The organism is Pseudomonas sp. B1(2018) (assembly GCF_003097365.1).
Classification (GTDB): domain Bacteria; phylum Pseudomonadota; class Gammaproteobacteria; order Pseudomonadales; family Pseudomonadaceae; genus Aquipseudomonas; species Aquipseudomonas laurylsulfatiphila.
Genome location: NZ_PYUK01000008.1, coordinates 36,595 through 63,335, shown reverse-complemented (window position 1 = coordinate 63,335; position 26,741 = coordinate 36,595). Strand labels below are relative to the sequence as shown.

The 26,741-nt window shown below is 60.3% G+C and carries 22 protein-coding genes; 10 read left to right on the top strand and 12 right to left on the bottom strand.

The annotated features are described in order from the left end of the window. Nucleotides 1-113 precede the first annotated feature (113 nt). The 5 genes from colR to C9422_RS32540 all read left to right on the top strand — a co-directional run bounded on the left by colR (nucleotide 114) and on the right by C9422_RS32540 (nucleotide 3,832). A complete protein-coding gene (gene colR / locus C9422_RS14395; protein ID WP_007978572.1) occupies nucleotides 114-797 on the top strand; it encodes a two-component system response regulator ColR in 684 nt (227 codons plus the stop codon). Beyond that, the gene (locus C9422_RS14390) at nucleotides 787-2,061 is read left to right on the top strand and encodes a HAMP domain-containing sensor histidine kinase (protein WP_116581111.1); all 1,275 of its coding nucleotides are present in this window, start codon (nucleotides 787-789) and stop codon (nucleotides 2,059-2,061) included. The genes colR and C9422_RS14390 overlap by 11 nt, the downstream gene beginning before the upstream one ends. Before the next feature lie 154 nt (nucleotides 2,062-2,215). Continuing rightward, nucleotides 2,216-2,884: a class I SAM-dependent methyltransferase gene (locus C9422_RS14385; RefSeq protein WP_033048233.1), complete on the top strand. Its 669-nt coding sequence runs from the start codon at nucleotides 2,216-2,218 to the stop codon at nucleotides 2,882-2,884. 4 nt (nucleotides 2,885-2,888) lie between these two features. After that, nucleotides 2,889-3,602, top strand: coding sequence for a lipopolysaccharide kinase InaA family protein (locus C9422_RS14380; RefSeq protein WP_116581110.1), 714 nt, complete (start codon nucleotides 2,889-2,891; stop codon nucleotides 3,600-3,602). Nucleotides 3,603-3,604: 2 nt separating this feature from the next. Then, nucleotides 3,605-3,832: a hypothetical protein gene (locus C9422_RS32540; protein ID WP_015096670.1), complete on the top strand. Its 228-nt coding sequence runs from the start codon at nucleotides 3,605-3,607 to the stop codon at nucleotides 3,830-3,832. A 181-nt stretch (nucleotides 3,833-4,013) separates the two neighbouring features. Here C9422_RS32540 and C9422_RS14365 read toward each other — a convergent pair whose 3' ends face one another. The 7 genes from C9422_RS14365 to C9422_RS14335 all read right to left on the bottom strand — a co-directional run bounded on the left by C9422_RS14365 (nucleotide 4,014) and on the right by C9422_RS14335 (nucleotide 15,938). After that, entirely contained in the window at nucleotides 4,014-7,040 is a 3,027-nt protein-coding gene (locus C9422_RS14365) for a multidrug efflux RND transporter permease subunit (RefSeq protein WP_116581109.1), read from the bottom strand. Nucleotides 7,041-7,053: 13 nt separating this feature from the next. After that, nucleotides 7,054-8,202: an efflux RND transporter periplasmic adaptor subunit gene (locus C9422_RS14360; protein ID WP_116581108.1), complete on the bottom strand. Its 1,149-nt coding sequence runs from the start codon at nucleotides 8,200-8,202 to the stop codon at nucleotides 7,054-7,056. A 178-nt stretch (nucleotides 8,203-8,380) separates the two neighbouring features. Beyond that, a complete protein-coding gene (locus C9422_RS14355) occupies nucleotides 8,381-9,481 on the bottom strand; it encodes a DUF1513 domain-containing protein (protein ID WP_116581107.1) in 1,101 nt (366 codons plus the stop codon). 14 nt (nucleotides 9,482-9,495) lie between these two features. Beyond that, entirely contained in the window at nucleotides 9,496-10,560 is a 1,065-nt protein-coding gene (locus C9422_RS14350) for an imelysin family protein (protein ID WP_116581106.1), read from the bottom strand. Nucleotides 10,561-10,587: 27 nt separating this feature from the next. Next, nucleotides 10,588-12,015: a di-heme oxidoredictase family protein gene (locus C9422_RS14345; protein ID WP_116581105.1), complete on the bottom strand. Its 1,428-nt coding sequence runs from the start codon at nucleotides 12,013-12,015 to the stop codon at nucleotides 10,588-10,590. A gap of 292 nt (nucleotides 12,016-12,307) precedes the next feature. Continuing rightward, a complete protein-coding gene (locus C9422_RS14340; protein ID WP_007978592.1) occupies nucleotides 12,308-13,651 on the bottom strand; it encodes an imelysin family protein in 1,344 nt (447 codons plus the stop codon). Nucleotides 13,652-13,886: 235 nt separating this feature from the next. Next, nucleotides 13,887-15,938 carry a bifunctional diguanylate cyclase/phosphodiesterase gene (locus tag C9422_RS14335; RefSeq protein ID WP_116581104.1) on the bottom strand — a complete coding sequence of 684 codons (2,052 nt, stop codon included), beginning with the start codon at nucleotides 15,936-15,938 and terminating at the stop codon, nucleotides 13,887-13,889. A 1,440-nt stretch (nucleotides 15,939-17,378) separates the two neighbouring features. On the opposite strand from C9422_RS14335, the gene C9422_RS14320 reads away from it, so the two are divergent. Then, on the top strand, nucleotides 17,379-17,642 hold the full coding sequence (locus tag C9422_RS14320; protein WP_116581102.1) for a DUF6124 family protein: 264 nt from the start codon (nucleotides 17,379-17,381) through the stop codon (nucleotides 17,640-17,642). Nucleotides 17,643-17,821: 179 nt separating this feature from the next. On the opposite strand, the gene C9422_RS14315 is transcribed toward C9422_RS14320, so the two are convergent. From C9422_RS14315 to C9422_RS14305, 3 genes are all read right to left on the bottom strand, one after another. Further along, nucleotides 17,822-18,418 carry a superoxide dismutase gene (locus C9422_RS14315; protein WP_008022038.1) on the bottom strand — a complete coding sequence of 199 codons (597 nt, stop codon included), beginning with the start codon at nucleotides 18,416-18,418 and terminating at the stop codon, nucleotides 17,822-17,824. A gap of 164 nt (nucleotides 18,419-18,582) precedes the next feature. Beyond that, the gene (locus C9422_RS14310) at nucleotides 18,583-19,185 is read right to left on the bottom strand and encodes a LysE/ArgO family amino acid transporter (protein ID WP_116581101.1); all 603 of its coding nucleotides are present in this window, start codon (nucleotides 19,183-19,185) and stop codon (nucleotides 18,583-18,585) included. Nucleotides 19,186-19,191: 6 nt separating this feature from the next. Further along, the gene (locus tag C9422_RS14305; RefSeq protein WP_116581100.1) at nucleotides 19,192-19,593 is read right to left on the bottom strand and encodes an ACT domain-containing protein; all 402 of its coding nucleotides are present in this window, start codon (nucleotides 19,591-19,593) and stop codon (nucleotides 19,192-19,194) included. Nucleotides 19,594-19,688: 95 nt separating this feature from the next. On the opposite strand from C9422_RS14305, the gene C9422_RS14300 reads away from it, so the two are divergent. From C9422_RS14300 to C9422_RS14285, 4 genes are all read left to right on the top strand, one after another. Next, the gene (locus C9422_RS14300) at nucleotides 19,689-20,588 is read left to right on the top strand and encodes a LysR family transcriptional regulator ArgP (protein WP_116581099.1); all 900 of its coding nucleotides are present in this window, start codon (nucleotides 19,689-19,691) and stop codon (nucleotides 20,586-20,588) included. Between the two features lie 96 nt (nucleotides 20,589-20,684). Further along, complete coding sequence (locus C9422_RS14295) at nucleotides 20,685-21,677, top strand: NAD(P)-dependent oxidoreductase (protein WP_116581098.1); 993 nt, start codon at nucleotides 20,685-20,687, stop codon at nucleotides 21,675-21,677. 116 nt (nucleotides 21,678-21,793) lie between these two features. After that, complete coding sequence (locus C9422_RS14290) at nucleotides 21,794-22,666, top strand: ATPase (RefSeq protein ID WP_116581097.1); 873 nt, start codon at nucleotides 21,794-21,796, stop codon at nucleotides 22,664-22,666. Between the two features lie 243 nt (nucleotides 22,667-22,909). Beyond that, the gene (locus C9422_RS14285; RefSeq protein ID WP_116581096.1) at nucleotides 22,910-23,758 is read left to right on the top strand and encodes a cache domain-containing protein; all 849 of its coding nucleotides are present in this window, start codon (nucleotides 22,910-22,912) and stop codon (nucleotides 23,756-23,758) included. Between the two features lie 133 nt (nucleotides 23,759-23,891). Here the strand turns inward: C9422_RS14285 and C9422_RS14280 are convergent, their stop codons facing one another. Beyond that, a complete protein-coding gene (locus C9422_RS14280; protein WP_116581095.1) occupies nucleotides 23,892-25,409 on the bottom strand; it encodes an MDR family MFS transporter in 1,518 nt (505 codons plus the stop codon). A gap of 78 nt (nucleotides 25,410-25,487) precedes the next feature. Continuing rightward, a complete protein-coding gene (pobA, locus tag C9422_RS14275) occupies nucleotides 25,488-26,672 on the bottom strand; it encodes a 4-hydroxybenzoate 3-monooxygenase (protein ID WP_178082423.1) in 1,185 nt (394 codons plus the stop codon). Nucleotides 26,673-26,741 lie beyond the last annotated feature (69 nt).

Below are 26,741 nucleotides of genomic sequence, written 5' to 3'. Positions count from 1 at the left end.
TACATTTTGGTTGAGCAAATTGATTCACCCACAGCCTTCCCCTAGCCGTGAGCCACACTTGGCCTTAAGCTGCGCGGGCCACGACGGCCGTTACTGTGGACGGAGAGATACCCATGCGAATTCTATTGGTTGAAGACAACCGCGATATCCTGGCCAACCTGGCCGATTACCTGGGGCTCAAAGGCTATACCGTGGATTGCGCGCAGGATGGTCTGTCTGGCCTGCATCTGGCGGCCACCGAGCACTACGATTTGATCGTGCTCGATATCATGTTGCCCGGCATCGATGGCTACACCTTGTGCAAACGCCTGCGCGAAGATGCCCGCCGCGAAACGCCGGTGATCATGCTCACGGCCCGCGATCAACTGGACGACCGTCTGCAAGGCTTCAAGTCCGGCGCCGATGATTACCTGATCAAGCCGTTTGCCCTGTCTGAACTGGCGGCGCGTATCGAAGCAGTCATGCGCCGGACCCAGGGCGGCGGGCGGCGGACCTTGCAGGTCGGCGACCTGAACTATGACCTCGACACCCTGGAAGTCACCCGCGAAGGCCGATTGCTGAAACTCAACCCGGTTGGCCTGAAATTGCTCGCCGTGTTGATGCAGAAAAGCCCGCATGTGTTGCGTCGTGAAATTCTTGAAGAGGCGCTGTGGGGGGACGATTGTCCGGACAGCGACAGCCTGCGCAGCCATGTCCACCAACTGCGCCAGGTGATCGACAAGCCGTTCGCCAAGCCATTGCTGCAAACCGTGCACGGTGTGGGGTATCGCCTGGCCGAGGGGCGTGATGGAGTTTAAGCAGAGCCTTTCCCAACGCATCATCATTGCCTTTGCGCTGATGAGCGCACTGGTGGCGGGTGCCTTTGCCATGGGCATCGTGGCGACCGTGCACCTGGTGGAGGAAAAACTGATTTCGGCAGGCCTGGGCGGTGATTTGCAGCGCCTGTTGCTGATGGACAACGTCACGGACTGGAGCCATCGTCCCGAACCCGACCAATTGTTCTACTTCAGCAACGGGCCCGGCGATTTCAGGTTGCCCAAGGATTTGCGCCATTTGGAGCCGGGTTTTCACGAAGTCTTCCGTGAAAACCTGTCGTACCACGCGATGGTCGAAATCGTCGACGGCCGACGTTACGTGTTGTTGCAGGACCAGAGCGACTTCGAAGAGCGTGAGCGGGTGCTGTTTGCCGTGGTGCTGGTGGGTTTCGTACTGAGCCTGGCACTGGCGGTGTTTCTCGGCTGGGTCCTGGCACGCAAGGTCATGGCACCGGTGGTGCGGCTGGCCCGGCAGGTACGCCATCGCGATCAACTGCTCGGCCTGGCCCCCCCTTTGGCCCCGGATTATGCCGCCGACGAAGTGGGCGAGTTGGCCGTGGCTTTCGACGCTACCCTCGGGCGCTTGCGTCAGGCCCTGACTCGTGAGCGCTTGTTTACCAGCGACGTTAGCCATGAATTGCGCACGCCCCTGATGATATTGGCCAGTTCCTGCGAGTTGTTGCTGGAAAACCCTGGTCTCGATCAACGTGGCCGCGCCCAGGTCGAGCGCATTGCCCGGGCGTGTGAAGAAATGCGTGAGCTGGTGCAAACCTTCCTGATGCTGGCCCGTGCCCAGCGCGAAGACGCCAGCATGTCACCGCAGCAGTCCCTGGGCCAGGTGGCCGAGGGACTGCTCGTTCTGTGGCGCGAGCCCATTGAAAGCAAAGGGTTGAAGTTGATTTTCGAACCGGGCATGCCTGAGCCCAAGGGCTACAATGCAACACTGCTGCACGCTGTGATGGGTAACTTGCTGCGCAACGCCTTGCATTACACCGAACGGGGCTTCATTCGCCTGAGCCTGACGGGCACGGGCTTTGTGGTCGAGGACAGTGGGGTGGGGATTCCCGAGGAGAAACGCGAGGCGATGTTCGAACCTTTTGTTCGAGGCAACGAAAAGCGTGGGGAAGGTCTGGGTCTTGGGCTTTCACTGGTGCAGCGGATTTGTGAAAACCAGGGCTGGAGCGTCAGCCTGACGACGATGGAGCCCAGTGGCTGCCGTTTTCAGGTGGAGCTATCCCGAACTTGATCCGTTGAGTTGGCCGTCCAGAAAACCCAATCAATTCAGTAAAACCCTGTAATAATTGCGGGTTTCCCATAACGATATTTTCACAAATGGATGACCAGTCGCCGACACCGCAAAATCTAAGGTAGTTGCTATCAGAAGTTCAGGAGACCTGATGATGGACGGCCCGATCAAACTCGATTTTTCAGAAAAGTACGACGATCAACACGCGCAACGCTATTTGCGCAAACACCAGGAAGGTCTCGGCCGTCGATTGTCCCATTGGCGTGACGAACAACTGGCGCGCAAGGCGCTGGCCCTGGTTGGCGAGCCGGGTTTGGTCCTCGATTTGCCTTGTGGTGCAGGGCGTTTCTGGCCCTTGTTGGCGGAAAAGTCCAACCGTGTGATCATCGGTGCCGATAACTCGGAATCCATGCTGAAGATCGCAACCCAGGCGCAACCGGCCGATGTGGTGAAGCGGGTACAACCCTTGCACACATCGGCATTCGACATCGCCTTGCCGGACAACGCCGTCGACAGCATTTTTTGCATGCGCTTGCTCCACCACATCGGTGAAGCCGAGCATCGCATGGCTATCCTGCGTGAATTCGAGCGGGTTTCCCGCGACAGCGTGATCATTTCGCTGTGGGTCGATGGCAACTTCAAGGCCTGGAAACGCAAGCGTTCGGAGAAAACCCGTGGGCAGGAAGGTTACCAAAACCGGTTTGTGTTACCGGCCGCTACCGTAGAGAAGGAATTTGAGCAGGCGGGTTTCCGCATCCAGGAACAACTGGACTTTTTGCCGCTCTATGCCATGTGGCGAGTTTACGTATTACGCAAGAGGTAACAGGATGGCAGTGCAGTGTGCAGCAGAAACGGAAGTCGTTCCCCAGGACCGCTTCGATTACTTCTGGAATCAGCGCGGTGAATGGGTGGAAGAACCCAACGTCCGTCGCGGCGGGGAAAGCGGTGTTCAACGCCTGATGGGCGGTGATGGTCAACTGCTCTACGTCAAGCGCCAGACCGGGCATATCCATCGTAGCTGGCAGCACCCTTTCGGGCGGCCTACGGTACTGCGCGAGCATACCGCGCTCACCGGTGTGACGGTGCTTGGCGTACGGGTTCCGGAAATCGTTTTCTGTGGGGCACAGCGCGATCCCGTGCACAAATGGCGCGCCTTGCTGGTCACCAAGTCGCTGGACGGCTTCGAGGAAATCGATCGCTGGTACGCCGCGGGTGGTCGCGAGCGTCATGGTGAGGCCATTAACGAACGAGTGCTCAAGGACCTGGCTGAAAACCTGGCTCGCATGCACAAGGGCCGCTGGCAGCACGGTTGCCTTTACGACAAGCACGTATTCGTTCGCGTGACCGGTGAGGGCGAGACGGCCAAGGTCGAAGTGGCCCTGATCGATCTGGAGAAATGCCGACAGCGTTTGACGGCCCGTCGCGCAGCTCTCCATGACATGAAACAGTTGCGTCGCCACTCGTCGTTCAGCGATGCAGACTGGAAAAAGCTCGTCTACTTTTATGAGACGGCGTTTGGCAGCGCTATCAAGGGTTTATAGCGATGAAACTCGAAATTGCACGAGGTTTGTTTCTGGTAGGAGCCTTGGCAGTTGCATCGATCGCGATGGCAACCTGGGAGCAACCACGCCCCCAGGTTCTCAGCTCGATAAGCGCAGAAGAACATTGTCCGTTGCCGCGGGTTGCGAAGGCATCCGTGGCCACTCGACCCGATCATGATTTATTGTTATTCATGTTCGGACTTTCTCAGGGATTGAGGCCGCAAAGTTGAATCGATTGAAGCCAAAATGAAAGGCCTCGCACTTGCGAGGCCTTTTTTTTGCCCTGACTTCCAAACATGCACGATTCAATGTGGGAGCGGGCTTGCTCGCGAAAGCGGTGTGTCATTCAACCAATAAGTTGACTGATCAATCGCCTTCGCGAGCAAGCCCGCTCCCACAGGTTTTTCTGCGTCAGCGCTTATCGGGTTTGGCCAGCACCGTGTAGACGCAAGGCAACACAAACAGGGTGAACAAGGTGCCGATCGACATGCCGGTCGCGATGACCGTGCCTATGTCGAACCGGCTGACCGCGCCAGCACCGGTGGCGATGATCAAGGGCACCATGCCGAACACCATCGCCGCGGTGGTCATCAACACCGGACGCAGGCGGATGGCCGCCGCTTCCTCCACGGCTTCCCGCGCCGTCAGGCCCTTGTCCTTGCGTAGCTGGTTGGCGAATTCGACGATCAGAATGCCATGCTTGCTGATCAACCCGATCAACGTCACCAGACCGACCTGGGTGTAGATGTTCATGCTCGACCAACCCAGGAACAGCGGAATCAACGCGCCGCAGATAGACAGGGGCACGGTGACCAGGATCACCAGCGGGTCGCGGAAGCTTTCGAACTGCGCCGCCAACACCAGGAAAATGATCGCCAGCGCCAGGGCAAAGGTGACCCACAGGGCGCTGCCTTCCTGTACGTACTGCCTCGACGCGCCGGCGTAGTCGAAGGCAAAACCGACCGGTGCCTCTTCGCGGGCGATCTGGCGCACGAGGTCGATGGCTTCCCCCATGCTCACCAGCGGCACGCCGGACAGGATGGCGGAGTTGAGTTGCTGGAACTGGTTCAGCTGTCTCGGTCGAGCGCGGTCGGTGACGGTGATCAGGGTCGACAATGCCAACAGCTCGCCCTGGGTGTTTTTCACGTAGTAATTGTTCAGCCAGTCCGGATTGTCGCGGAACGTTCGCTCGACCTGGGCGATGACCTTGTAGCTGCGACCTTCGATGGTGAATCGGTTTATTTCGCCTTCACCCAGCAGGGTTGCCAGGGTTCCCCCCAGATCCTGCATGGAAACCCCCATCTGCGCGGCCTTGGCGCGGTCGATGTCCACCACCACTTCCGGCTTGTCGAAGGCCAGGTCAACGTCGACAAATGCAAACTTGCCGGATTCCATCGCCCGTTTTTTTACCCGGTCGACCACTTGCAGCAGCAGTTCGTAATCGTTGGAGGAGTTGATGACGAACTGAAACGGCAAGCCTTCGCCGGTGCCTGGCAGGGACGGCAGGTTGAAGCCGAAAATCTGCAACCCCGGGATGCTTTCCAGTTTGGCCTGAACCTCGGGCAGGATCGCCATCTGACTGCGACTACGCTCGTTCCAGGGCTTGAGCAGGAAACCGCCGATGCCCGATTGCACGCCGTTGAATCCGTTGATCTGGAATGACGAGTAGTACTCGGGAAACCCCTTGAAGATCGCAACGAACTCGTCGGTGTAGGTGTTCAGGTAGTCGAGGTTGGTCGGTTGCGGGGCGTTGGCAATCATGAAAATGATGCCCTGGTCCTCATCCGGCGCCAGTTCCGATTTGGTGAACTTGAGAAGGACCGGAATCAGGCACAACACGATCACGGCGAACACCAGCACCACCGGGCGGGTGTTGAGGGTGCCGTGGAGCATGCTCTGGTAGCGTCGCTTGAGGCGTTCGAAAATCATGTCGAGGCGATGGGCCAGGCCGCTGGGGTTCTCGTCGTGACGCAGCAGAAACGCACACATCATTGGCGACAGGGTCAGGGCGACGATGCCGGAAATCACCACCGCGCCGGCCAGGGTCAGGGCGAACTCCTTGAACAGCGCCCCGGTCAGGCCGGTCAGGAAGCCGATCGGCGCGTACACCGCCGCCAGGGTGATGGTCATCGAGATCACTGGCATGGCGATTTCCCGGGCGCCTTCAATGGCGGCGTCCAGCGGTGTCTTGCCTTCCTCGATGTGGCGATGAATGTTTTCCACCACCACGATGGCGTCATCCACCACCAGGCCGATGGCCAATACCATCGCCAGCAGGGTGAGCAGATTGATCGAGTACCCCATCATCTGCATGAAGAACATGACGCCGATCATCGACAGCGGGATGGTCACCACCGGGATCACCACCGAGCGCAGGGCACCAAGGAACAGGAACACCACCACGATCACGATCAGCACCGCTTCGAACAGCGTTTTCACCACTTCGTCGATCGAGGCCTGGATGAACAGCGTGGCGTCGTAGGCGATTTCACCCTTGAGGTTCGGCGGTAGCTGGGCCTCAAGTTCCGGCATGATCTTGCGCACTTCCTTGATCACATCCAGCGGGTTGGCGGCAGGTGTCGCCTTGATGCCGATGTACACCGAAGGGGTGCCACCGAAGGAGCTGATGGAGTCGTAGTTTTCCGCACCCATTTCCACGCGCGCCACATCCCGCAGCAGCACACGGCTGTCGCCATCGACCTTGAGCGGAATCGCCCCGAAGGCCTCGGCGGACTTGAGTTCGGTATTGGCGTTGATGCTGGTGACCACGTATTCGCCTTTCACCTCGCCGGCGGCCGAGAGGAAGTTGTACTGGCGCACCGCGTTGGTCACATCGCTGGCACTGAGGCCGAAACCCGCGAGCTTCACCGGATCCAGCCACAGGCGCATGGCAAATACCTGGTTGCCGAGGATTTCGGCCTCGGCCATGCCGGGCAAGGTCGCCAGTTTGGGCTGGATCACCCGCGACAGGTAATCGGTAATCTGCGGGTTGCTCAATTCCTTGCTGAAGAAACTCATGTACATCAGCACTGACGCATTGGCAGATTCTTTGCTCAGCACCGGGTCTTCTGCGTCCTGGGGCAGCTGGTTCTTGACCTCGTTGGCCTTGGCCAGCAGTTCGGTAAACAGACGGTCGCTGTTGGAGCCGACGCGCGCGTAGATCGATATCACCGAAAAGTTCTGGCGACTCACCGAGGTCATGTAGTCGATACCCTCGGCGCTGGCGAGGCTTTGCTGCATCGGTTGGGTGATGTAGCCCTGGATGGTCTCGGCGTTGGCTCCGGGGTAGGCGGTGGTCACCGTGATCAGGGCGTTTTCCATTTGCGGGTACTGGCGCAGCGGCAGCTTGCTCCAGGCCTGAAAGCCCAGCAGCACAATCAGCAGGCTGACCACGGTAGCGAGAACCGGACGGCGGATGAACGGGTCGGTAAAAGCCATGGAAATTCCTTGATCAGTCCGCGCGTGGCGGGCTGTTCTGCCCGGCCTGGGTCTTGTCGTCGCTGATGGCAATGTGTGAGCCGTTATCCAGTTTGAGCTGGCCGGCGGTCACCACGTTCTCGCCGCTCTGCACGCCTTTGATGATCATCACTTGCCCATCACGGCGTTCGCCGGTCTCGACAAAACGCCGTTCGGCGATCAGCACCGGTTGGCCCTTGTCATCCTTTACCGGGCTGCCGTCTTCGGCCTTCTTTTGCGCGGCCACATACACCGAGTTGCCGTAGAGCGTGTAGGTAATCGCGCTTTCCGGCACCACGATGCGCGGTTGCGGGTCGGGCAGGAGCACCTGGAGGTTGGCGAACATGCCTGGCATCAACTTGCCATCGGGGTTGGCCAGGGTGGCGCGGACCTGCACGTTACGGGTGCTGTTCTCGACTTTCGGGTTGATTGCACTGATGGTGCCCGGGTACTCCTGGTTCGGATACGCCGCGACTATGACCTGCACTGGCTGGCCGAGTGCAATCTTCGGCACCGACTGCTCGGGCACAAAAAAGTCGACATACAGGCTGCTGAGGTCTTGCAGGGTGGCGATCATGGTGCCGCTGGCAAGATAGTCGCCAACGTCTACGTGACGAATGCCGATGGTCCCGCTGAAGGGCGCGACGATGCTTTTTTTGCCGAGCGCAGCCTTGAGTTGATTGACCGTGGCCCGGCTCTTTTTCAGCACCGCCGAAAGCCGGTCGAACTCGCCTTTGGAAATGGCCTGGCTGCCGACCAGTTGGCTACCGCGACCGTAATCGAGCTGGGCCAGCCCGAGGTCGGCCAGAGCCGTTTCCAGCAGGGCGCTTTCAACGGCGCTGTCGAGGCGCAGGAGTGGTTGACCGGCCTTGACCTTTTGCCCTGACTCGAACTGCAAATCGATGACGGTGCCATCGGTCTCCAGGCTCAGGTCCACGCCCTGCAATGCCTTGAGCGTGCCAACGGTAGGCAGGCGGGCTTGCCACGGACGCTCGGTGGCGGTTGCCACGGCAACGCTGATGGCCGGTCTGGGCGCAGAGAAGCCTTGAACCATCGTGTAGATCGAGAAGGCTTTGTAGGCGGCCAGGACCAGCACAATCAGTAGTACCACACCCAACATGATCAGCATGCGGCGACGCAGCATATTCCAGTTCCTTGGAGAAAATCAGGTGAGACAGCAGGGCACATTACCGGGAGTGTAGAGGTAATCCAACTGCCGTTTTTACAGGTTGTGAGGTATTAGAGGGGGGAAAGCCTGAAAAGATTCGCCGTCTCGGGTCGCGCCTGCGGGGTGTACGAAAGGCGGCGATCTTTTCAATGATTCAGGCCATCAGATGCAGATGGTTGTCCCAGAGCCCTGCGGGTAGCTCCAGCGGTTTGGCGACCAGGTTTGTCTGGCGGCAGTCGTAGTAACGGCAGCGCCCCTGGCCCGAGGTCACGACAAAACCATCGGCCACGGCGCCGACCCCGGCGCAGTCGGGCAGGGGGGCATCCAGGCGTACTTCACCGCTGTCCAGGTCCCAGATGAAGAAACGATTGCCCCGCGGCGCAGTCAACGCCACCAGGCGCAAGTCGTTGTGCACCGCGACGCTGGCGGTGTAGTGCCCCATGGCCTGCAACTGGTGCTCGGGCACCGGGAACGCCACGAAAGGCTGGCCGGGACGCTTGATCGCCAACAGCTCCGACGACTCGTGGGCCGCGCCCATGAACTGTTGGCTGGCGACGATGGTGCCATCGCTGGCGATGGCCAGATGGCGCACGCTGTTCATCTGCTGGGCGAGGGTTTCCTTGCTCAGCAGGGTGCCGTCACGTTGCATCAGGACCAGGCTCGGTTCCATGGCGTTGAGGTTCATCTCCACCCGGCTTTCGGCCTCGGTGCGAATCCCGCCGTTGGCCACCACCAGGGTTTCGCCATCGGGCATCCACGACACCTGGTGCGGACCCAGGCCGTGGGTGGAAATCTCGCCGCTGTGCACCAGCCTTTCGCCTTCGAACTTATACACGCCGAGCAGGCCGCGGCCCGGGTCGGTGGTGTCATTTTCGGTGGCGTACAGCCAGTCGCCGCTGTGGTGAATGACCGCGTGTCCGTAGAAGTGCCGGTTGGGCTGCGACACCACGGTTTGCAGGAGCGCGCCTTCGCGCAGGTCGATCAGGTAACTCTCGGTACCCGGACGGCGGGCGACGAACAGCGCAATGGGCAGTGTCGGGTGGTTGATGATGTCGTGGCAACGCTGGTCGACCCGGGTGGCGAACGCTTGGGTGCCATCGAGCCGATAACCGACGGCGTAATGCTGGCCATCGGTATCGTCCCGTGCCGAAAGCAACAACGGACTCTTGTCCTTTTGCTTGAACAGCGTCCAGCCGCCCAGCGTCACCGCACCCAGCAGCAAACTCCCTAATGTCAGAACCTGGCGTCGCAACATGGAACTGGCCCTCATCAGTCACCGTCGTTGGCATTGAAGCCCAGCTGGATGCCCAATGCCTTGGCCAGATCGGCCTCGTGCAGGCGATGGACGACGTTGAGGCTGTCATACAGCTCGTTGAGTTGCTGGCGGCCGGCCTCGTCATTGAGCATGTCGGTCAGCGTGCGCTGGTTGCCGGCAAACAGTTTCAGCGAGGCGGCATAGGCGGCATCGATCTTGTCGGCCAACGGCTTCTGCTCGCTCGGCAACAGACCGCGCAGGCCTTTGTTATCCACACCTTCCCAGACCGTTTTGGCAGCCGCGAGGCTGGCTTCGAGGCTGGTCAGGGACGACTGGCTGCGCCAGGCATCGGCCTGGAACGGTTGCGGCACGCCCTTGCTCTGGCGACCCATCGGCGTGCCGAGTTTTTTCTTCAGGGTGTCGATGGCGGTGACTTGAACCCGCAGCAGATCGGCGATCGCTTCGTGGGAGTCGGCGTAACGCTGGTTCGGGAATTTGCTCATCTGCGCGAGCATGCCGTCAGTGTTGTTCCAGGTTTGCAGAATCTCTTCGGCCAACTGTTTCTGGCGTTCGCCGATGGCAATCAGCAGTGGGCAGTATTTGCTCTTCTGCTCAGCGTTGGCCACGTCAGGCTTGCTGTCGAACAGAATGTATTCGTAGGCCGAGAGGCCTTGCACCACGACACTGGACTTGGCCAGGGCGGCGGCATCGATCTGCGGCTGGGCGCTGACCAGTTGCTCGACCTGACGGCCGACCAGGTTTTTCTTGTCCGGCCAGAACTGCACTTGCCACGAACGGTTGCCTTCGGCCAACGGCCCGATCAGCAGCGGTTGCAGCTCGGCCCAGGCTTTTTGCGCATGCAGGAAGTCGGCACGGGCGGTTTCCAGGGTTTCCTTGCCTTCGCAGTAGGCGAGGGCGCTGACTGCCAATTGACGGTCGGCTTCAACCCAGCGGGTGTAGGTCGGCAGGATCACCGACTTGGCGATGGCCGCCGACGTGACCGCCTGCGGATCCTGAGGCGAGCAGGCGCCCAGGGCGAGGGCGGCAAGGCTGGTGAACAACAGTTTGGGACGGAACATGTCGGGCTCCCGCGAGTGGAATGCGTGTTAAAGGGAATTCAGGAACGCCAGCAGCGCGGCGCGCTGCTCGGCATTGAAAGACAAAACCTGTTGCTGCGCCGCTGTCGCCTCGCCGCCATGCCAGAGCACGGCTTCGAGCAGGTTGCGGGCGCGGCCGTCGTGCAGGAACTGGGTGTGGCCGCTGACCGCCTGTGTCAGGCCGATGCCCCACAACGGCGGGGTGCGCCATTCGCGGCCACTGGCCTGGAATTCGCTACGGTTGTCGGCCAGGCCGTCGCCCATGTCATGCAGCAGCAGGTCGCTGTAGGGGCGAATCACTTGATTGGCCAGCTCAGGTTCGGCGGCGTTGGCGGCGGTGGTGTACTTCGGTGTGTGACAGGACTGGCAACCGGCCTGATAGAACAAGGTTTTGCCGGCCAGCACTTCAGGTGCGTTGACGTCACGACGGGCCGGTACGGCGAGGTTACGGCTGTAGAACAGCACCAGGCGCAGGATGTTATCGCTGACTTCCGGCTCGCCATCGGGGCCGTTGCCACTGGGTGCCTGTTTGCAGGCCGTTTGCGCGTCCGTGCAGTCATCAAAGGGCCGCAGGCTGGTCGTGAGGCCCATATCGCCCGAAAACGCGTGAACATTCTGTTGATTGAGGTTCGGTTGTCCGGCTTTCCAGCCAAACCTTCCCAAAACCGTCTTTTGCCCGGCGTCATCCCAGACCCGGTTCGGTCGTCCGCTGATGCCGTTGTTCGCCTTGGCCTGTGCCTCGGCGTTGGCCAGGATCGCCTCGTCAGGGATCGCCTCGAGCAAGCCCAGGCCAATCATCGGCGGGGCAACCCGTGCCGAGAAGCGGGTGTCGGGGTGCATCGGGCCGTAGCCCAGCTGGGTGATGTTCAGGCTCGGTTTGCGCAACTCGACTTCGGTGCCGTCCTTGAAGCGAACCGGCACGGCGGTGTAATCGACCCGCACTTTGCCTTCGGGGGCCACGCCGGGTACGGCCATGTCCTGGAACTGACCGCCGTAGACGGGCTCCGGCACTACGCCGATCTGTTCGATGACCTTGGCATACGCCGGGGTGTCGGGAATCGACAGGCGTACCAGCATCGACACGGCGTTCACATCGTCCGCAGTCGGTGGATGGCCGCGGCCGTCCTTGATGTGACAGCCCTGGCAGGCATTGGTGTTGAACAACGGGCCGAGACCATCGCGCGCGGTCGTCGTCGAAGGAGCGATCACCCAAGGGCTGCGGAAGAAACTGTTGCCGACGCTGAAATCCACACGCCGGGACGGCGGCAGGTTCGCCGAGGGCATGGAAAACGCGTTCTGATCGGTCTTGCGCACCGTGGCACTGCCGCCGGAGCGGGCTTCACCGGGTTCTGCCTGGGTGAATTTCGGGGCGTCATCGCAGGCACTCAGGCCCAGGGCCAGAAACAGTGCGGACAAGCGAAGAGGCAGCGAGGGCATCAGGGATCCTGCAAGACGAGCAAAACAAGGGCGCAAAGTCTAACAGGGGATAGGAATTTGAATAAGAGGAATTATCGTTTGCTTTGATTTGCCGCAGTTTTGCGGGGCAAACCATGCAATCGCGTTTTCCTGTAGGAGCTGTCGAGTACAACGAGGCTGCGATCTTTTGATCTTGCTTTTAAAAATCAAAAGATCGCAGCCTCGTTGTACTCGGCAGCTCCTACAAGATGAATTGTGTTGCGGCAAAAAAAAGGCGACCCGAAGGTCGCCTTTTTCATTCAGTCAGCGTTGATCAGAATTCGTGATCAGCGTTGTCCGGGTTCAGGTCGTTGATGCCCAGTTTGCCAGCGGCGGCTTCGATCGAACCGGTCTGCTTGACCAGGGCGGCGATGGCGTCACGGACGATCTGGTTGCCTGCGGTGTTGCCGGCAGCGATCAGTTGGTCGTAGTGCTCACCCTTGTTGGCGTGATCAACCATGATCTGGATCTTGGCTTCGGTAGCGGCCAGGTCGTCTTTGAGCGCTGTGTCGGCAGCCGGGTCGGCCTTGGCCACCAGGGACGACAGGCTGGCGCCGGTCATTTTGGTGCCGTCGACACGGGTGTATTCACCCAGGTACACGTTACGAATGCCCTTGGCATCGTAGAAGTGCGAGTTGTGGGTGTTGTCGCTGAAGCAATCCTGCTCGTCTTCAGGGGAGTTGGCTTCCAGGGAAACCTTCATGCGCTCGCCCGCCAGTTCGCCCAGGGACAGGCTGCCCATGCCGAACAGCATTTTGCGCAGGCCGGTTTCAGCCGGTTCCGCTTCCAGGGTGGCGCGGTAGTTGTCGGCCACGTTCGGCTTCCAGTTGCCGACCATTTCTTCCAGGTCGCTGACCAGCAACTGAGTCACGGACTTCAGGTAGGCACGACGACGATCGTTGTGACCGCCGGTAGCCCCTTTGCCCTCCAGGTAGTCGGAAGCCGGACGGTTGCCGGCGCCAGGGCCGGTGCCGTTCAGGTCCTGGCCCCAGAGCAGGAATTCGATGGCGTGGTAACCGGTGGCGACGTTGGCCTCGGAACCGCCCAGCTCGTTCAGGCTGGCGAGTTTTTCCGGGGTGATGTCTTTGACGTCGACCTTGTCTTCGCCGATCTGCACTTCAGTGTTGGCGATGATGTTGGCGGTGGCACCCGGGTTGCCCAGGGCGTGCTCGTAGGACTTGTCGACGTAGTCGATCAGGCCTTCGTCCAGGGGCCAGGAGTTCAACTGACCTTCCCAGTCGTCAACGATGGTGTTGCCGAAGCGGAACACTTCGCTCTGCAGGTAAGGCACGCGAGCGGCAACCCAGGCAGCCTTGGCGGCTTTCAGGGTGTCGTCGTTCGGCTTGGCGAGGAAGGCGTCTACGGCGGTTTGCAGGGTCTTCGCGGTGGATTCGGCATCGCTGTAAACGGCGAAAACGATGTCGGCGTAGTGAGCGACAACGGCTTTGGCGGCGGCTTCGTCGACTTTACCGGCAGCGGCAGGTGCAGCAGCCGGGGCGGCCGCGGTGCTGGCGGCTGGCGCAGGCGCGGCAGCTTTTTCTTTGTCACCTTCGCCACAACCGGCGAGGGAAATAGCGATGGCCAACAGACTGGCGGTAGCCAGAGGCATACGAATCATGGCGAACATCCTGCTTGGATAGGGGTGGAGTGGCGCTATGCGCACGCAAAACTGCGACATAATGCAAATCTTTCGCATTATGTGTAAAGGGTTGTAGGTGGAAATATTTCTTATTCAGGTGGGGTTGTGTCTTGGATCAAAAGATCGCAGCCTCGTTTCACTCGACAGCTCCTACACAAGCGTGCGGTTCATGTAGGAGCTGTCGAGTGAAACGAGGCTGCGATCTTTTTATGTTCTACAAAATAGCCGCGTTACTGCGTTGGGCCTGCTTGAGGTAAACGCCCAGTTCCCGCGCCGGCAATGGCTTGCTGTAGTGATAACCCTGACCTTCGTGGCAGCCTTCGGAAATGATGTAGGCCTCCTGTTCGGCGGTTTCCACACCTTCGGCAATCACCTGCATGCCCAGGCTCTTGCCCAGCTGGATGATGGCGCGAACGATGGTCGCATCGTCGTCGTCATCGAGCAGGTCCTGAACGAAGCTCTTGTCGATCTTGATCTTGTCCAGCGGCAGGCTCTTGAGATAGCTCAAGGATGAATAGCCGGTTCCAAAGTCATCGATGGCGATCAGCGCACCGGAGCGGCGCAGGCTGAGCAGATGCTGGGCTGCGGTGCTGATGTCTTCCATCAGGCCGGTCTCGGTGACTTCCAGTTCCAGGCTGCGTGGCGGCAGGCGGTACATTTGCAGCAGGTTGTTGACCACCCGTGGCAGTTCGGCGTGGTGCAATTGCACCGTGGACAGGTTGACCGCCATGCGCAGGTCACTGAAGCCCTGGTCATGCCACTCGCGTAATTGTTTGCAGGCCTGGTCCAGCACCCATTCGCCGATGGCAATGATGGTGCCGTTCTGTTCGGCCAGCGGGATGAACAAGTCTGGCGGTACCAGGCCGTGCTCGGGGTGCTGCCAGCGAATCAGGGCTTCGACGCCCACTACGCGGTTGTCTCGGTAACTGATCTGCGGCTGGTAGACGAGGTAGAACTGATTGCGGACCAGCGCATCGCGCAGGTCTTTTTCCAGCTCGCGGCGGCGGCGCATTTCGGTGTCGACGCTGGCGATATAGAACTGATAGCGGTTGCGCGAGCGGGTCTTGGCCAGCGTCATGGTCTGCTCGGCCTTTTGCAGCAACTTCTCGGTGCTGTCGCCATCCTCGGGGAACAGGGTGATGCCGATGGTGGCGCGCAGGCGGATTTCCTGATGGTCGAGGGCAAACGCCGCTTCCAGATCATCGAGAATGCTTTGTGCCAGCTCGGCGGCTTCGTAGGGTTGTTCGATATCGGCCTGGACCAGGGCGAACTGGTCGCCACCGAGGCGGGCGAGGGCACCCAGGCGACCGCTATGGCCGCGCAGGCGATCGGCCAGGGCCAGCAGCAACTGGTCGCCGGTCTGGTAGCTGAACTGCTCGTTGATGCCCTTGAAATCGTCGAGGCCGACACACAACACCGCGACCCGGCGCTGCAACCTGCCGGCGTCGATGAGGATCTTGTCCAGTTGCTGCTGCAATTGCTGCCGGTTCGGCAGTCCCGTCAGGAAATCGTATTGGGACATGCGCAACAGGCTGTTTTCCGCCTCGTGGCGCAGGTGGGTATTGCGTTCGATGGACTCGAGCAACTGGTTGGCAGTGTTGATCCAGATGCCCAGTTCGTTTTTCTCGTGGCCCTTGAGCAGCGGAATCTTGTGTTCGCTGGGACGATCCGGATTGATTTCCGTGAGGTGCTCGATGATTCGCGACAGTGGCTTGGTCAGCAGCCAGTGATAGACCAGATACAACACCAGCCCCATGGCGAGCGCGCGCAGTACGCCGGAAATGAAGATGATCACCGAGCTGACAATGAACCCTTGGCCGTAGGTGGCGGTATCGAGGGTGATGCTCAGGTCGCCGTAATACTCGCTGTAAGGCCCGCGACCGACCAGTTGGGTGGTGAAGGTGCGTTCCTGGCCGAGAATCAGGTCGGTCAGCCAGCGGCTGTGGGAGTGCTGCAATTCGCGGGTTTTTTGCGCGAGCATGGCTTCGTTGGGATGGCCGATGGAGGCCTTGCGCACGGCGGCGTCCTGAAACAGGCCTTCGATCACCTGCATGCCCATTTCCCGGTCCAGGCTATAGACGGCCTGGGTCGAGGGGTCGCGAAACATGTCGAGGATGCGTTCGGCATCGCTGGCGACGGCCTGGCGTGTTTTATAGGCATCGAACACAATCTGCGCGCAGCTCAAGACCACGCCGACGATCAATGCCGACAGGAGCACGACCCGGAGCAACTTCACCGACAAGCTGTTCTTGAGTTCCAGCTTCAAAGGGATATTCCTTGTTCCGTGCGGGTAGTATCAAGTTGCCATGAGTATTGGCAATCCCGTGATGGCAGTCAAAGGGACAATCATCCTTGGGGGATTTTGCCTGCAGCTTGGCTGATTTGCAGTTGTCTTGATGAGTTAGCCTATTAGCACTGTGTCGGTTGTCGAGTCCTTCAACTTTAGGGGTGAGGGTGGGGATATTTTCCTTTTGTTTGATGTTAGCCGTCTGTGGCGGGGGGGCAAGGGGCTTGAGGCTTGTTTCGTTGTTGGGTTTTTAACCGGGTACATATCCATTTCTTTGGTAACGGCGGCTTACGGTTCCGCTCTTACAGCGGGTCACTTTTGGCAAACGCCCCAAAAGTAACCAAAAGGTCTCGCCCCTTACGTACGGCCCCTCGCTGAGGCTCGGGGTTCCTTCGCTCCGGCATTCATCCGGGGGCATTGCCCTCCGGTCGGCTTCGCTTCGACCTACATGCAATGAGTTCGACTGCGTCGAACGGCGCTGCGCGCCCATCCCCGGATGAACACCTCCACTCAGCCTGCCGAGGGGGCGGGTGGATCAAGATCAAAAGCGGCAGGCGAGCTAACGCTCGGCCTGTTGAGTGGTGAAGAGCCTCTGTGTACGCCGCTCTGCCTTTGCTCTTCTGTGGGAGCGAGCCTGCTCGCGAAGGCGGCCTGACAGCCGACCTGGTTTTTGCAGATGTCCCCAATCCCTGTGGGAGCTGGCTTGCCAGCGAAGGCGGCCTGCCAGCCGACCTGAATCTGGCGGATGTACTTTGACCCTGTGGGAGCTGGCTTGCCTGCGATGGCGGCCTGACAGCCGACCTGAATCTGGCGGATGTACTTTGACCCTGTGGGAGCTGGCTTGCCAGCGATGGCGGCCTGCCAGCCGACCTGAATCTGGCGGATGTACTTTGACCCTGTGGGAGCTGGCTTGCCAGCGATGGCGGCCTGCCAGCCGACCTGAATCTGGCGGATGTACTTTGACCCTGTGGGAGCTGGCTTGCCTGCGATGACGGCCTGTCAGCCGACCAATCTCCCACGCCTACAAGCTGATCAATCCCACACGCCCGCGTGGGAGTACTGCCAGGGACGCTCCGCGTTACGTTTCTGCGAGATGGCGCGGTGTAGGAAAGCGCCAGAAGTTTCCCACGCAGTTTTCAGGTTGTCCGTCGGAAGCGGGCTGAATAACCTTTGGTGATCGCTGAAATGCTTCAGCGATCGGGTGTGAGAACCCGCAAGAGAGTGTTAATCCAGCGCCAGTACCACCATAATTGCCGCCAGCTTATCCGCTGCCAGCAATGCTTTATGGCGGCTGTGTGCGGGCAGACCTCGGTCTGGCCGGATTGCTCTCTTGCCGGTTTCTCACTCCGCACATAGCTGCCACCTCTTCGCTCGCGTGAGAAACGGCGAGAGATGGCTCCAATCGATAAGGAGCATATTTTGGATAAGTTAATCCCCGATCCCCCCAGCAGCACCACCAAACCCTACAGCCCCCACACCATGTTCATGATCGTTCCCGACATGGACACTGAAACCCTTCTTGCCCACGCCTGTGAATCACTGGCTTCAGCCAATGTCCTGGCGAGTGATTTCGCCACCTACCTGAGTGGCCCGCAGCGCAACACAGCGTTGGCCATTTCGCAGATTGTCATGTTGGCGGAGCTGGCGGTGAGTCGCGCGTTGGATAACCTCGATCCGCAGTAGTTGGCAGGCTAACCGCGTCATCGTTCTTCGCGAGCAAGCCCGCTCCCACACTGGATCGGGTCGTGTACAGATCAAATGTGGGAGCGAGCCTGCTCGCGAAGGGGCCCTGCCGAACGCTGAAAAATCCCGGGCAATAAAAAACCCGGCTAAAAAGCCGGGTTTTTTGACTGGCGTCGAGCTTAAGCGGTGAAGGTTTTGCCTTCGAACTGCTCAGCCACGAATTTCCAGTTGACCAGGTTCCAGAACGCTTCGACGTACTTCGGACGCAGGTTGCGGTAGTCGATGTAGTAAGCGTGTTCCCAGACGTCGCAGGTCAGCAGCGGGGTGTCGCCGTTGGTCAGCGGGTTGCCGGCGCCGATGGTGCTGGCCAGGGCCAGGGAACCGTCAGCCTTCTTCACCAGCCAGCCCCAGCCGGAACCGAAGGTGCCGATGGAAGTCTTGCTGAACTCTTCCTTGAACTTGTCGAACGAACCGAAAGCTGCGTTGATGGCTTCAGCCAGTGCGCCGGTTGGTTGACCGCCGGCGTTTGGCGCCAGGCAGTTCCAGTAGAAAGTGTGGTTCCAGACCTGTGCGGCGTTGTTGAAGATACCGCCCGAGGAAGTCTTGACGATTTCTTCCAGGGTCTTGCCTTCGAACTCGGTGCCTGGCACCAGGTTGTTCAGGTTCACGACGTAGGTGTTGTGGTGCTTGTCGTGGTGGAATTCCAGAGTTTCCTTGGAAATGTGCGGCTGCAGGGCATCGTGTGCGTACGGCAGTGGCGGCAATTCGAAAGCCATGATGATTCTCCTAATCAGGTCAGTTGCGGTGAGCGCAAGGCCGATCACGGGCGGCCAGACAAGCGCCGGGGAGTTTGTACTCTTTGCGGCGCAGGGAGTCGGATCATAGCACCGGGGGGGCGGCATAACCACGCAACAACTGTGTGGAATAGAGGTTCCGCGAATCAGATGGCCGCGATCAACTGCAGCGCTACGGCAAACATCATCACCGCCACCAACAGATCGAGAATTCGCCAGGTAGCGGGGCGGGCGAGCCAGGGTGCCAGCCATGCCGCACCCAGCGCCAGGGTGAAGAACCACAGCAGCGAGGCACTGGCCGCGCCGACCACATAAGCGCCGGGCTCGGTTTGTTGTGCGCCCAGGGAGCCGATCAGCAAGACGGTGTCCAGGTAGACGTGCGGGTTGAGCAAGGTCACCGCCAGTGCGCTGAGCATGACTGCCCGCAGCGAGCGTACGGTCTGACCCTCGCCCTGCTCAAGGCTCTGTTTCGAAAAGGCCCGGCGCAGTGCCTGGGTGCCGTACCACAACAGAAACGCTGCACCGCCCCAGCGGGCGATGGCCAGCAAGGTCGGGTTCTGTGCCAATACCGTCGCCAGACCGAACACCCCGGCCGCCACCAACAGGGCGTCGCAGGCCACGCAGAGTGCCGCGACCGGCAGGTGATGTTCACGCCGCAGGCTTTGCGCCAGGACAAACGCATTCTGGGTGCCGATCGCCATGATCAAGCCAAAGGCCACCAACAGGCCGTTCATATAACTTTGCCACATGATTTTTTACTCCGCGTTGGCTGCCAGATCCCGCAGCACCTGCAGGGCACGGTCGGCGTCGGCCTGGCCGACAAACAAATGGTCGTGGTAGTAGCCGGCAATCACGTTGCAACTGATGCCGGCCTTGCCCAATGCCGTGGCGAAGGCGGCGGTCAGGCCAACCGCTTCGAGTGCCGAATGCACGTTCAGGGTGATCCAGGCGGCGACGTAGTCGAAGCTGAACCCGGCTTTTTCGGCGTGGGAGCGTTCGAGGATCACGGTCAGGCCTTCCTGCTCGCGGAAGCTGCCGACAATCTCCAGGCCCGCAGGCAACTGGCCGTCGCGCAGGGTGCAGAACACGTATTCGCCAGCATTGAGTTGCGGACTCATGCTGCGCAGCAGTGTTGCCAATGAAGTTTCGCCAGCCATGGGGTGATCCTTGTTCAAGAGTTCTTGCTGGTCATTGTCCCTGTGAAGGCTGTATAAGAAAAACCAATCTTGCTGATCGCTCATTAGGAAAACTGATGTTCGACTATAAATTGCTTTCTGCCCTGGCCGCCGTGGTCGAACAGGCCGGCTTTGAACGGGCAGCTCAGGTGCTGGGCTTATCGCAGTCGGCGATATCCCAGCGCATCAAGCTGCTGGAAGCGCGCGTTGGCCAGCCGGTGCTGGTGCGGGCCACACCGCCGACGCCGACGGAAATCGGTCGGCGGTTGCTCAACCACGTGCAGCAGGTGCGCTTGCTTGAGCGGGATTTACAAAGCCTGGTGCCGGCACTGGATGAAGAGGGCCTGCCGGAACGCCTGCGGATCGCCCTGAACGCTGACAGCCTGGCCACCTGGTGGGCGCAGGCGGTGGGGGAGTTTTGCGCGCAACAGCATCTGTTGATGGATCTGGTGGTTGAAGACCAGACCGTCGGCCTCAAGCGCATGCGCGCCGGCGAGGTGGCAGCGTGTGTCTGCGCCAGCGAGCGCCCGGTGGCGGGCGCGCGCAGCGTGTTGTTGGGGGCGATGCGTTACCGTGCGCTGGCCAGCCCGGCCTTTATTGCCCGGCATTTTCCGCAAGGCGTACGCGCCGATCAGTTGGCCCGCACCCCGGCGCTGGTGTTTGGCCCGGACGATTTCCTGCAGCATCGGTACCTTGCGTCCCTCGGCGTCGAGGGTGGTTTCGAGCACCATTTATGCCCGTCCTCGGAAGGCTTCATTCGATTGACCGAAGCCGGTCTGGGCTGGGGCCTGGTTCCGGAACTGCAGGTACGCGAGCAGCTTGAAAGGGGCGTATTGCGGGAGTTATTGCCAGATAAGCCGATCGATGTGCCGCTGTACTGGCATCATTGGCGTAATGGCGGTCAGTTGCTGGGGCTACTCACCGATCAATTGGTCAGCGCATCGAAGCAATGGCTGGTGCCTTGGAAGCAGCCTTAAGCGTCAAGCTGCAAGCTGCAAGTGAAGCGCTTGCGGACCGTTTTTAACTTGCAGCTTGCCGCTTGAAGCTCGTGGCTGCATTTGTTGGAGCAATTCATGAAAATTCTGGTTACCGGCGCAAGCGGCTTCATCGGCGGACGCTTTGCGCGTTTTGCCCTGGAGCAGGGCCTGGACGTGCGGGTCAACGGTCGCCGGGCCGAAAGTGTGGAGCATCTGGTTCGCCGCGGAGCCGAGTTCATCCAGGGGGATTTGAGCGACCCGGAGCTGGCGCGCGAACTGTGTTCGGACGTCGAGGCCGTGGTGCATTGCGCCGGTGCCGTCGGTTTGTGGGGACGTTATCAGGACTTCCATCAAGGCAACGTCCAGGTCACCGAGAACGTGGTCGAGGCCTGCCTGAAGCAACGGGTACGGCGACTGGTGCATTTGTCGTCGCCGTCGATCTATTTCGATGGTCGAGATCACCTGGGCCTGACCGAAGAGCAGGTGCCCAAGCGCTTTAAACACCCTTACGCCGCCACCAAGTACCTGGCCGAGCAAAAAGTCTTTGGCGCCCAGGAGTTCGGTCTCGAAACCCTGGCCCTGCGCCCGCGTTTCGTGACCGGGGCCGGCGACATGAGCATCTTCCCGCGCCTTTTGAACATGCAGCGCAAGGGGCGCCTGGCAATCATCGGCAACGGTCTGAACAAAGTTGACTTCACCAGCGTGCAAAACCTCAACGAGGCGTTGCTCAGCAGTTTGCTGGCCAGCGGTTCCGCGCTGGGCAAGGCTTACAACATCAGTAACGGCACGCCGATTCCGTTGTGGGACGTGGTCAATTACGTCATGCGCAAAATGGACGTCCCACAGGTCACCCGCTACCGCTCCTACGGCCTGGGCTACAGCGTGGCAGCGCTCAACGAGGGCGTGTGCAAGTTGTGGCCGGGGCGTCCCGAACCGACGCTGTCGCGCCTGGGCATGCAAGTTATGAACAAAAATTTCACCCTGGACATCAGCCGCGCCCGGCATTATCTGGATTACGATCCCAAAGTCAGCCTCTGGGCGGCGCTCGATGAATTCTGTGGCTGGTGGAAGGCGCAGGATATTCGCTGAGGCTCGAACAACGCGCCATTTCTGAACCGGATACGGGCTTGGGGGTCAATGGTTGCGGCTGTGGGGTTTATACTGCGCGGCATAAAGCCATTATGTGATTCACTAAGGTTGATTCAATGTCCATGCGAAACGATGCCAACGACGACTTCGACGATGTACCGAGCCTGCGTGCAGACGTTCTCGATGACGATTATCCGCCGACTGTTCGTACGGTCGTGCATTCGCGCACGGCACCGGTGGTGAAGGTCAAGGCGGCGAGTACCGGTCCTCTGTGGGCGTTGGTCGGGGCGTTGTTCTTTGCGTTCGCGGGCCTGGCCTGGTGGAGCTTTCAGCAGATCTCCCTGATGGAACAGCAACTGGTGGCGACCCAGGAAAGTTTCGCCCGGATCAGCGAGGAAGCGGCGGGGCGCCTGCAGGATATTTCCGGAAAGGTTGTGGCCAGCCAGACCAGTGTCACCAGCGACAGCGAGGCCTTGAAGCTGCAGATCCGCCAGCTGGAAGGCAAGCTCCAGGACCAGAGCACCCAGCAGCAGGGTGTGGCCGGCCAGGCCTCGGAACTGGACAAGCGACTGGCGCAAATGACCGCGCAAACCACCGAAGTGGACAAGCGCCTTGCACTGCTGACTGCCCAGGACACTGAGCATCAGGCGGTCAATGCGCAGTTGCAGGCCGAGGTCAAAGCCTTGAGTGCTGAAGTGGCCGCCCTGAAAAGTGCTCCGTCCGAATCGGAAAAATTCGATGCACAGTTGAAAAGCCTGGGTGCCGACATCGTCGCCCTGAAGAAGCAAGGCAATCCGAGCGCTGCCATCGAACGTCTCGAGCAAGACATCGTCGTGCTCAAGAGCGTGCAGGACAACCGTCCGGCCGCCGCACCGGGCGCGACCAATACCGCCGAGTTCGATGCCTTCCGCAGCCAGGTCACCCGCAACATCAATACCCTTCAGGCGCAGATCCAGAACCTGCAACAGCAACTGCGCGCCCGGCAGTAATACGAACACTTGTGGCGAGGGGGCTTGCCCCCGCTGGGTGGCGAAGCCGCCCCAAATCCATTCGCCGCGGTTTGCCAGATAAATCCCGGCACCTGATTTACGACTGCTGCGCAGCCGAACGGGGGCAAGCCCCCTCGCCACAAAAGCCCATCGCACCACAGCACTCAGTGTTTTCCCGAATCTCCATGCCTCCCCCATTGCCGTCTACGCTCTTGAAACACCATCAGGAACGAGGGATGCGCAATGGGGTTTCTGCATAAGTCCGCCTTGCTATGCGGCATGTTTTTACTGTGCCTGGGCCAGGCACAAGCCGCCGGGACGGAAAAGGACGACAGCAAGGCGGCCATCGCCCTGCTGGAAAAAGCCTTGGCCTACTACCACCAGAACGGCGACAAGGCCTTTGCGGCGTTCAGTCGCCAGGGCGAGTTTGTCGACAAGGACCGTTACGTCTTTGTGCTCGACACCAAGGGCGTGATGCTTGCCAGCGGCGGACCGTCGTCGGCGTTGATTGGCCGGGACGTATCGGAAGTGCTTGGGCCGGACTTGCAGAAAACCTTCAAGGACGCCCTGAAAGTACCGGAGGGTAATGGCATTCAGCAGGCGGAGTATCGCTGGCAGAACTGGAGCGACGGGAAGGTCGAGCGCAAGCATGTCTACTACCAGCGCATCGGCCAGCGGATTCTGGCTGTCGGTTATTACCTGCCCCGGGCATCCGCTGAACAGGCCATGGCCTTGCTGAACAAAGCGGCAACCGATCTGGCCAAGGACGAAAAGGGCACCCTGACGGCGATCAATTCCCTCAAGGGCGGCTACCTGCAGGATGACCTGTATGTGTTTGTCGTCGACCTGGACACCCGGCGTTATGTGGCCCACGGCACCAACCTGCGGCTGATCAATACCGACTTCAGCAGGATCGAAGACCCGGAAGGCAAGCCGGTGGGCGAGCCGATCCTGGCGTTGATGGCCAAACAGGATTACGGCGAATACGAATACCGCTGGAAAAACCCGGTGACCGGCAAGGTCGAGAACAAGCATGCCTACCTGAAGAAGGTCGGGCATTTTCTGGTGGCTGTGGGGTATTACAGCCCTTGATTTTAGGGTTTCAATGAGGACGCCATCGCGGGCAAGCCCGCTCCCACAGGTTTGAGTGTTGACCACAGATTTTGTGAACGACATCAATACTTGTGGGAGCGGGCTTGCCCGCGATGAAGGCAACACGGTCTACCTATCGAACCTTGTCCTCACGCCCGCGCAACAACATGTTCGGCATGGCAATCGCCGCCGCCAGCCCCAGCAACGACACCACCGCACTGACCGTCAACAAGTGCCGGAACGTCAGCAACAATTCAGCACGCAAGGCGTTCTGCGCCTCACCCGGTGCGGCGTTCAACCCGTCGAGCAGCACATTCCCCGAACTGCCTTCGGCAATCAGCGACGAGCCGGCCAGGTGCGCGAAACTCGAATCCTGCAACAAGGCCAGCAGCAGCGCCGACATCAACGCCACACCCACGGCACCCCCCAGCGAACGGAACAGGTTGGTGGTGCTGGTAGCGACACCTATGTCCCGCTGGTCCACCGAGTTCTGCGTGCCGACCAATGACGTAGGGAACTGCATGCCGGAGGAAATCCCGCAGAGCAGCATGAACAAGCTGCTCACGACGAACGCCTGCGGCGGGCTGAACGCCATGCCGATAATCGCGATGGGCATCAGCGCGGCGCCGGTGAGGATCATAGGTTTGTAGCGTCCGGTCACCGAGGTGCGGCGGCCGGCGAAATACGCGCCAATCGGCAAGCCCATGGCCAGCGGCAGCAGATGCAGGGCGGCGCTGTCGGCCCCGGCGCCGGTGACGCTCTGGAAGCGCAATGGCATCAATACGATCAACGAGATGGCCTGGAAACTGGTGAAGAAAATCGTGCACCAGCACAGGATCGCGTTGCGGTTGGCGAACAGATGCATGGGCAGCAACGGCTCCCGTGCCCGCCGTTCGTGAACGACGAACAGCCCCAGCACCAGTACCGCACAAGCGAGCAGCGCCAGCACTTCGGCACTGCGCCAGGAATGACCCTGACCGACCTGCGTGATGCCCAGCAACAATGCCGTCAGCCCGATGATCATCAACACGGTGCCCAGGTAATCGATGACCGGTTTGCGTTGCGGAACCGGCAGGCCCACCAGCGTGCGATGGGCCACCAGCCAGGCACCCAGGCCCAGCGGCAGGTTGATCAGGAATACCCAGCGCCAGGACAGGTATTCGGTCATGTAGCCGCCGAGCACCGGGCCGGCCACGCTGGCCACGGCATACATGCTGCTGAAATAACCCTGATAACGACCGCGTTCCCGTGGCGGCACGATGTCACCGATGATCGCCTGGCTCACCGAAATCATCCCGCCGGCCCCGATGCCCTGGATGATCCGCGCCAGAACCAGTTGCTCCATGCTCTGGGCCATGCCGCAGAACACCGACGCCAGGGTGAACAGGCCCATGCCGAACAGCATCAACTTGCGCCGCCCGTACAGGTCGCCCAGTTTGCCGTAGATCGGCACCGCCACGGTCATGGCCACCATGTAGCCGGAAATCACCCAGGCCAGCAGGCTGACGTCCTTGAACTGTGCGGAGATGGCCGGCATCGAAACGGCGACGATGGTCTGGTCCAGCGCCCCGAGAAAGATCGCCAGCATCAGCGCGATCAGCACGCTGCGGATGGCGGGTTTGGGCGTTTCAGGCTGATGGAGATTGGTCACGGGAAAACCTGCGGGCATTGATTGACCCGCACGAGGCAAGGCGAGCGGGGATGCTCGCCAGTGTAAGTCGATAGCAGGCTATTCGATAGCCTCATAAGGAAGCCCGACGTAGTTTTCCGCAATGGTTTTTCGACCCGCCTCGGAGCCGATGAAATACTCCAGTTCCGACTCGGCAATGCGCTGGCTGAAGGCATCGTGGTCCTCGAAACGGTGCAGCATCGAGGTCATCCACCAGGAAAACCGCTCGGCCTTCCATACCCGGCGCAGGCAGATTTGCGAGTATTTCTCCAGCAGATCAAGGCGGTTTTCACGGTAAACCTTGAGCAGGATATTGAACAGCGTACTCACATCGCTGGCTGCCAGGTTCAGGCCCTTGGCGCCGGTGGGCGGAACGATGTGCGCGGCATCGCCGACCAGGAACATGCGCCCGTATTGCATCGGTTCGACCACGAAGCTGCGCAGCGGTGCGATGCTTTTTTCGATGGACGGGCCGGTCACCAGTTTGTCTGCCAACGCTTGTGGCAACCGCGTCTTGAGTTCATCCCAGAAGCGTTGATCCGACCAGTTATCGACATGATCGCTGGTGGGCACTTGAAGGTAGTAACGGGTGCGTGTTGGCGAACGCATGCTGCACAGGGCAAAACCGCGCTCATGGCGGGCGTAGACCAGTTCGTCGTGGACCGGCGGGGTATCGGCCAGGATCCCGAGCCAGCCGAAGGGGTAGATCCGTTCGAAGACTTTCAGGCTGTCGGCGGGAATCGATTGCCGCGCCACGCCATGGAAGCCGTCACAACCGGCGATGTAGTCGCAATCGAGTCGCCAGGTCTCGCCATCCTTCTCAAAAGTGACAAAGGCTTCGTCGGTTTTCATTCCGTGGGGAACGACGTTGGCTGCCTGGTAAATCGTCTGCGCGCCGGCCTCCCGACGGGCGGCCATCAGGTCGCGGGTGACCTCGGTCTGGCCGTAGATCATCACGGTTTTGCCACCGGTGAGGGCGTGCAGATCGATGTGCACCTGGCGCCCGTCGAGGGCCAGTTCGAAGCCGCCATGCACCAGTCCCTCGGCGTCCATGCGCTGACTCACACCGGCCTGGCGCAACAGCTCTACCATGCCTTGTTCAAGCACGCCGGCGCGGATTCGGCCGAGTACATAGTCCGGGGTCTGACGTTCGAGAATGAGGGTGTCGATACCGGCGTTGTGCAGCAATTGGCCGAGCAGCAAGCCAGAGGGGCCGGCGCCAATGATGGCGACCTGGGTTTTCAGCGTTTTCATTGTTTTTATGACTCGCAAGCTTCACGCGACCAGGGGCGGTGAATGATTTTTATGGATCGA